The sequence below is a fragment of the Candidatus Protofrankia californiensis genome (assembly GCF_900634765.1).
Lineage (GTDB): Bacteria > Actinomycetota > Actinomycetes > Frankiales > Frankiaceae > Protofrankia > Protofrankia californiensis.
Map to the genome: position 1 here is coordinate 1 of NZ_CAAAFT010000348.1, position 7,237 is coordinate 7,237.

Annotated in this window: 4 protein-coding genes; 3 read left to right on the forward strand and 1 reads right to left on the reverse strand. The window is 70.9% G+C overall.

Going from position 1 to position 7,237, the window contains the following annotated elements:
- Nucleotides 1–652: MMPL family transporter (locus DD1DGNOD_RS17975; protein ID WP_165036840.1), on the forward strand; the 652-nt coding region annotated here is incomplete at its 5' end.
- A 371-nt stretch (nt 653–1,023) separates the two neighbouring features.
- Nucleotides 1,024–3,015, forward strand: a complete 1,992-nt coding sequence (locus tag DD1DGNOD_RS17980; RefSeq protein WP_131767633.1) for a SpoIIE family protein phosphatase — start codon at nt 1,024–1,026, stop codon at nt 3,013–3,015.
- Between the two features lie 309 nt (nt 3,016–3,324).
- Here the strand turns inward: DD1DGNOD_RS17980 and DD1DGNOD_RS17985 are convergent, their stop codons facing one another.
- Complete coding sequence (locus DD1DGNOD_RS17985; protein ID WP_131770673.1) at nt 3,325–5,301, reverse strand: hypothetical protein; 1,977 nt, start codon at nt 5,299–5,301, stop codon at nt 3,325–3,327.
- A 392-nt stretch (nt 5,302–5,693) separates the two neighbouring features.
- On the opposite strand from DD1DGNOD_RS17985, the gene DD1DGNOD_RS17990 reads away from it, so the two are divergent.
- Nucleotides 5,694–7,157, forward strand: coding sequence for a glycosyltransferase family 87 protein (locus tag DD1DGNOD_RS17990; RefSeq protein WP_131770674.1), 1,464 nt, complete (start codon nt 5,694–5,696; stop codon nt 7,155–7,157).
- Nucleotides 7,158–7,237: the final 80 nt, after the last annotated feature.

A 7,237-nucleotide genomic window follows, 5' to 3' on the forward strand; every position in this document is an offset into this window, starting at 1 on the left:
CCCCCACCACCGCCGGGTCCTCGTCACCGGCCAAGCCGCCCAACTCATCGACATCACCGCCTCCATCGGCCACCGCCTCCCCCTCGCCCTCACCCTCATCGCCGTCATCACCTTCGCCGTCCTGTTCCTGCTCACCGGCAGCATCGTCCTGCCGGTCAAAGCCCTCGCGTTCAATCTGCTCAGCCTCAGCGCCGTCTTCGGCACCATGGTTTGGATCTTCCAAGACGGCCACCTCGCCGGACCCCTCGGCATCACCCCCGCCCCCCTGCCCGTCGCCATCCCCGTCCTGCTGTTCTGCATCACCTATGGCCTGTCCATGGACTACGCCGTGTTCGTCCTCGCCCGCATCCGCGAACGCCACGACACCGGCGCCACCTTGCACCGCGCCGTCGTCGACGGCCTGTCCCGCAGCGGACGGATCATCAGTGCTGCCGCGCTCATCCTGGCGGTGTCCTTCTTCGCCACCCTGGTCTCCGGGGTGTCGTTCATCAAACTGTTCGGTCTGGGCACCGGCCTGGCCATCCTGCTCGACGCCCTGATCGTGCGCCCCATCCTGGTCCCGGCGTTCATGCGCCTGGCCGGGCAGTGGAACTGGTGGGCACCCCGCCCGCTACGCGCCATCCACAACCGCATCGGTATCCGCGAAGAATGACCCATCAATGATCCACAACCTGGAGAACCTCCGGAGGGCGGAACCTCCGCAGGGCAGTGAGCACACCCACACGGCCGTGATCGCCGACGGCAACAACCCGGCACGATAATGGACTGTTCTGTCCTATCGGGGAACGAGGCCTGATGCCTCGTGGTTGACTTGTCGAACCGTGTCGACGCCTACCTGAGACCCCGCAGACCAGCCATGATCTGCCAGGTGCGCTGCCTGAGCCGTCGCGGCCGGTCACAACGGTGCGCGCCCGGGTTGACGGCGCCGGCCGGCGGGGAACGCCGACGGCCAGTGGGGAGCGTGACGTGGGATCGGGCGGTGCTGACAGGCCCCAGGTTCACCGAAACGCGAACGATCTGCCGATGCCGTCCGCGTCCGATGACGGCGTACCGGAACACCTGCTGCTCGCGCTGGGCACCGCGGGCGTGGGCGTCTGGGAGTGGGACGTCGCCGGCGACCGGCTACGGTGGGACCAGCGCACCGCCGACCTGCACGGCGTCGACCTGGAGTCCTTCGCCGGGACGATGGAGGCCTTCTTCTCCTGCGTGCACCCCAGTGACGTACCGATCCTGCGCGCCCGCATGGACACGGTCCTGGCGACCGGCAGATCCTTCCTCGAGGAGTTCCGGGTCGTACGCCCTGACGGTTCGCGCGCCTGGCTCCAGGTCCGCGCCGGGATAATCATCGACCACACCGGTCGGGTCGTGCGTGTGACGGGGATCTGTACCGACACCACCGGGCTACGAGCAGGCTGCGAGCAGGCCGGACGTGCCCTGCAACAGGTCAGTGACGGCGTGGTGGTGTTCGACAACGACGGCCGGTTCGTGTTCGTCAACACGGTCATGAGCCGGCTGCTCGGCTGTGACACGTGCGAGCTGGTGGGCGAACGGCTGTGGGACCTGAAACCGGCGATGATCGGGTCGGTGTTCGAAAAGCTGTACCTGCAGGCGCTGCACACCCAGCTGCCGGTGGAGTCCGAAGCCGACTACGCCTCCTTCGGGGGACGTTTCGAGGTCCGGCTGTTCCCCTCACCGGACGGGATAACCGCGTATTTCCGCAACGTCGACGAACGCCGGCGGGCGGAGGCAGACCGCGCGGCGCTGATCACGTCGTTGTCGACGGCGCTCAGCCGCGCCCGCCAGTTGTTCGACGTGACCGCCGCGCTCGGCCAGGCCCTGACCGTCCCGGACGTCGCGGACGTGATCGTGCGATCGGCATGGGACGACCTCGGCGCGGACTGCGCCGTGATCATGTTGGTCGGCGAGGAGGGACGGGTGCGCATGGTCAGCCCGACCATCCAGTCCCGACGGGTCAACCGGCTCCTGGAAATGATCTCCGTGCACGGAACCGCGGCGACCCCGGACGTCCTGCGCACAGCCCGCGCCCGGTTCGATTCCCGCACGGAGTACCTGACCGACTATCCGCACACCCAGCCCCTGCTCGAAGCGGCCGCCATCGCGGGTGTAGCCCATATCCCACTGATCGTCTCCGGGCAGCCGATCGGGGTGATCGCGCTGCTGTGGGGAACCGAACGGACCTTCGACGCCGACGAGCGGGCCTTTCTGACAACGCTTGCCGGGCACTGCGCGCACGCGCTGGAACGAGTGCGCCTGTACGAGAAGCAGCTGTCAGTTACCGAAGCCCTCCAACGGGCGATCCTTCCGCAGCGCCTGCCGGAGCTGGCCGGAGTGGAACTGGTCGCCCGATACCTGCCCGCCGGCCGGGACGTCGACGTCGGCGGTGACTGGTATGACGCGCTGGTGCTCCCGAACGGCGAACTCATGCTGATCGTGGGGGACGTCGGTGGCCACGGGCTGCGCGCGGCCACGGTCATGGCCGAGCTGCGGCACGCGGCACGCGCCTACGCGCTGCTCAGTCATCCCCCCGCCATGATCACTAGTCAGTTGTCGTCCAACCTCGCCGCCAGCGACTCGGCGGTCTACGCCACCGCGGTGGTCGCCTGCCTTGACGTGGCCGACCAGACGCTGACCTGGTCGTGCGCGGGTCATCCGCCGCCTCTGATCCTCGACGGCGACTGTCCGGCCTTCCTGGAGGAAGTCCACGGCCCGATCCTCGGCGCCGTGGACAACCTTGCCTACCGGCAGGACACCGTCACCTTGCCGGCCCGGACCCGCCTGCTGCTCTACAGCGACGGCCTGGTGGAGCGCCGGGACGCCTCCATCTCCGACCGGCTCGCCGCCCTGTCGGCCGTTGCCGCGCAGTCCCACGCGCTCAGCCTGGATGCACTGTGCGACCGGTTGCTGGCGGAGGTCGCCGGCTCCAACGGCCGGGAGGACGATCTGTGCCTGCTCGCCGCCGATATCCGCAGCCACACCCGGGTGCCGACCAGCTGACGATCCACTGCCCGGGACGATCTCCCGACAGGCGGTCCGGGAAAGAACAGGGGTGTCCGGGAGGTCAGGCACGTACCGTCCTGACGCCATAGGCCGAGAGTTGGTGATCGGCGGTGACCAGCGGGATGTCCAGCGCCTGCGCCTGAACGACCAGCAGCCGGTCCCACCCGTCTCGGGCGACGATCCCGGCCCGGCTGAAACCGCGGGCTCAGCTGCCCGGATGACCGGACAGCCGGACGGGCACGGGTGACCGCCGCCGGGTTCCCCGTATCCCGGCGGCGGTTCACGTGCACCTCACGACATCCGGCCTCAGCCGCCATGGGCATGCCACCACCAGGCTGCGGCAACCAGCAGGAGGTAGACGGCGACCACCGCGACACCCGGGCCGGGCGTCCGGGAGACCGTCCCCTCGGGCTGCCCCTGCGCACCCGCGCTCGAACCCGCACCCACATCCGCACCTGCCGCAACTGCGCGTTCGCGTTCAGGTCCGCGTTCACGTGCACGCAACGCCATGATGGCGGCGCCGGTCCATTCGGCCTGCTCCCGCCGTCCGGGCGACTCGCCCGTCGGCTCGAACGGCCCGACCGCCACGACCGTGGCAGGCACCCAGGCCAGCACGAGCCGGTCACCGACGAGTCGGGCGCCGTGCAGGTGCCCCCACGGCACGCGGTGGGCCACCACCGGGCCCTGGACGGTGAGGCAACCGCGGTCCAGCACGACGGATCGTCCCGTGGCGACCAGGCCGTTGACCAGCAGGATGCCCCCGAGCCACACCGCGGGCAGGACGTCCAACCCGAGCAGTACGGCGAGCGGGGCGCCGAGCAACCCCGCGCCCAGGGCGACCGTGCCGGCCGCCCGGTATCTGCCCGGTCCGCGGATGACGGCGGGCAGATCCTCAGGTGCCCTCACCTCGCCTCCGGCCGGCACCGGACGGCCCGGCAGGCCGTACCCGGTGTCCGTCCGGTCCCCGCGATCGTCCCCGCTGTTCTCGCCGCTGTCCTCCCCTGCGCCTCCCCAGCCGGGGCGCCAGTCCGGCCCGGTCCGCAGCGCCCGGATGTCCCGGATGTGGCGCAGGCTTCGCCACCACGCACTCGGCGGCGAGCGGAACGTCCGCAACGGGCTGGTGGGCAACGCGACGTCGTCACCGACGGCAAAGGCCGGCCAGGCGTCATCGTGCATACCACCGACGAGCGTTGCGACAGCGGCTGTGGGATCCCCGCGGACCTCGCCGCGCCACGCCCGCCCGAACGCCGGCTCGTTGAACGATCCGTCCGCCGCGGGTAAAGATCCGTCCGATGCGGGCTCGGCACGGCCGGAGGCCCACCGGACGCCGACGACGGCCAGCGGCCGTTCCCCACGCACGTCGTCGGCGGCATGAACCAGCACCGCGCCCCGCTCGTCGGTCATGACACGCACCTGGGCGCCGCGGTGCTCGCCGCGGACAAGGCGCCGGCGGGCCCGCCAGCCCAGCATCTCCCGCGACGCCACGACCAGCGCGATCGCACCCGCGCCGAGAGCCCCGGCCGCCCAGGGTGTCGGATCGTCCGGCTCGGCGACGAGACGGACCCAACCCGGATCGAGCGGATCGGCCATGATCGGTACCGACGAACCTGTCGGGTACGCACTGGAGTCGCGCACCGGCAGGGTGCGCCTGGACCCCGACGGCAGGACGACCGTGATGTGGTCGTCCCCCACCGCGACGACCTGGACGGCCTGCGTCCCGGCCCGGGCGAGATGGCGATCCTCCACCGCGACCCGGTGGCCGTACCAGGCGTACAGCGCGGCTGCCGTGGCGGCGACCACGGCCACCGCCACCAGCCGGGATCGGCGCGGGCCGCCGGCGGGGACCCCGGTGAGCGAAACGGGCCCGCCGGCCACCTGTTTCAGGACGGCCCGCTGGCCGGCCCGCACCCGGGCCAGCCAGCCGGCCACAGCGAGGCAGACCAGCCCATACCCGGCGAAGGCGAGCCGGGCCGAGCCGTCGGTGTCGAAGAGCACGTCCGCGGCGGCGAAGACGATCGCGGCGGCGCAGCCGGCGAGCGGGGCGAACCACAACAGCACCGGCAGGCCCAACATCGGCACACCCAGTAAGGCCGCGGCCGGATCGGGCCCGCAGATGTCCGGCTGCGTGGCCGAGCACGCGGGCGTGTCGCCGGCGAGGGCTCCGAGCACCGTGAGGAACCAGGCGCAGATCAACGCGGGGAGCACCCACGCCGGGATCCGTGCGGCCCACCACGCGGACGCGCGGCGTCCGTCCAGGGACCCCGCCCGCAGGTTCGTCGACACGTCCGCCACCTCCACGCCACCCTGCGCGCCGGTGCGCGGGGATCAGCCGCTGAAGATACGCCGGAGCACCGACAGTCCTTACGGCCACAGGCAATCCTCACCGGCGGCACCCTCCGGCCGCGGGCGGGCATGCCGGGCACCTACGCAGGTCATGATGGACGAGTGCCACGACGTCGACCAATGATGCATCGATGTGACGATGCATCGACCGGTGATGCGGGTTGCGGGGGGAACCGGCTGGGGGGCCGACGGCGGTGTCCGCGGAGTACGGGTGTTGGCAGAACGGGTGCGGCGTTGGCAGAGTGCGAGTCTTGACAGCTTTTACAGGTACGCCTCAACAGCCGGCCCGGCCGGCGCTTTCAAGCGATACCGGCAGCCACGGCGACACTCCCGTGGCTGGTAGTGGCGACAACGCCGGTAACGCCGGTAACACAGGTGACGTCGGCGGCGACCGGGCCGGCCATACCCGGCCATGGTCGGCCCTGGCCTGGGGGGCGCCTCTCGCCGCGCTGGTCGCGGTGATGTGGACCGTCTACATCGCCCCGCTTCCCCACTATGACGTCGAGGTGTTCCTGCGCGCAGGCGCCGCCGTCGGACACGGGCGCAACCCCTACCCGCTCCCCGGGTCCGCCGAGGTCTACTCGGGCTTCGCCTACGTGTATCCCTACCTCGTCGCCTTCGGCTTCGTTCCGCTGTCGTGGCTGGGAGGCTTCGGCGCGACCGTTTTCATCGCGCTGTCGGTGGGCGCGCTGTTCCTCGGTACCCGGCTGGTGGGCACCCGCGACCGCCACACGTACGCGTTGGTGATGATGGCCTCCTGCGCCATCACCGGCCTGCAGATGGGAACGCTCAACGCTGTCCTGTTCCTCGGCCTCACCGCACTGTGGCGCTACCGTGACCATCCGATCACCGCGGGTGTGCTCGCGGCCGGCGTCATCTACGCCAAACTGTTCCTGGCACCGGTCTGGCTGTGGCTGGTACTGACCCGCAGGACGAAGGCGAGCGCGGTCGCGGCTGCCGGCGTCGGACTGCTACTGGCCGTCACCGAGCTGACCAGCCCGGTGGACACCCGCACCTACCTGGGGATGCTGACGCTGCTCGCCCGCGAGGAGGCACCGCTGGGACTCAGCCTCACCGGCCTTCTGGTCAACACCGGTCTCGATATGGGGGTGGCCACCTGGGCTGCGCGGGCAGTGGCCGCGGCCGTGCTGGCCGGGAGCTGGCTGCACATGCGACGCAGCGGGGACGAGCGGGTGCCGTACGCGGGTGCGCTCGCCGCCGCGCTCGTGGCCTCACCCATCGTATGGAGCCACTACCTGCTGCTTCTGCTCGCGCCGATACTGGTCATCGCGCCGAGATCGCGGATACCCCTGGCCGTCTTCACCGCCGGGAGCTGGTTCGTCGTCACCCCTCATCGGACCAGCCTGACCGGCTTCGTCGCCGGTGGCGTGATAATCGGTGTACTCGCCGCGCCTGTTGTCGGCTGCGTCGTGAAGACCCTGACACACCGTGGGTCCGTGGGCGGCGGGCCGGAGGCGAGCCGGCCGGCACCGGCGGCCATGACCCCTGTCGCGTCGGGTGTGGCCATTGTCGCCGTCACCACGACTGTCGTCGGCGTCGGCTTCGGGATAGAACTGCTCGCGACCACCTACGGGAACCCGCACCGGGTGATCGGTGCCTACTGCGCCCTGCTGGGCGTGCTTGCCGTCCTGGGGTGGTCGCTGCGGCAACAGCCGGGCCACGGGTGGCACTGTGGACAGACGGCCACAATCGCAAGCACCGGCCGTCCCGACGACCCGGAGTCGCCCGGCCGTGACCGAGGATCATTCGACCGACGCCGGTTCCCATCGGCATGAGACGCCTCTGGGCGGAGGACGATGCCCACGACACCACACCCGGCGCAGCCGGTGGGCACAGCGCGCAGGCAGCACTCCGA

Bases quoted from the DNA above. Each gene is read 5' to 3' on its own strand.
- DD1DGNOD_RS17980 (WP_131767633.1), top strand. From the start codon at position 1,024: ATGCCGTCCGCGTCCGATGACGGCGTACCGGAACACCTGCTGCTCGCG.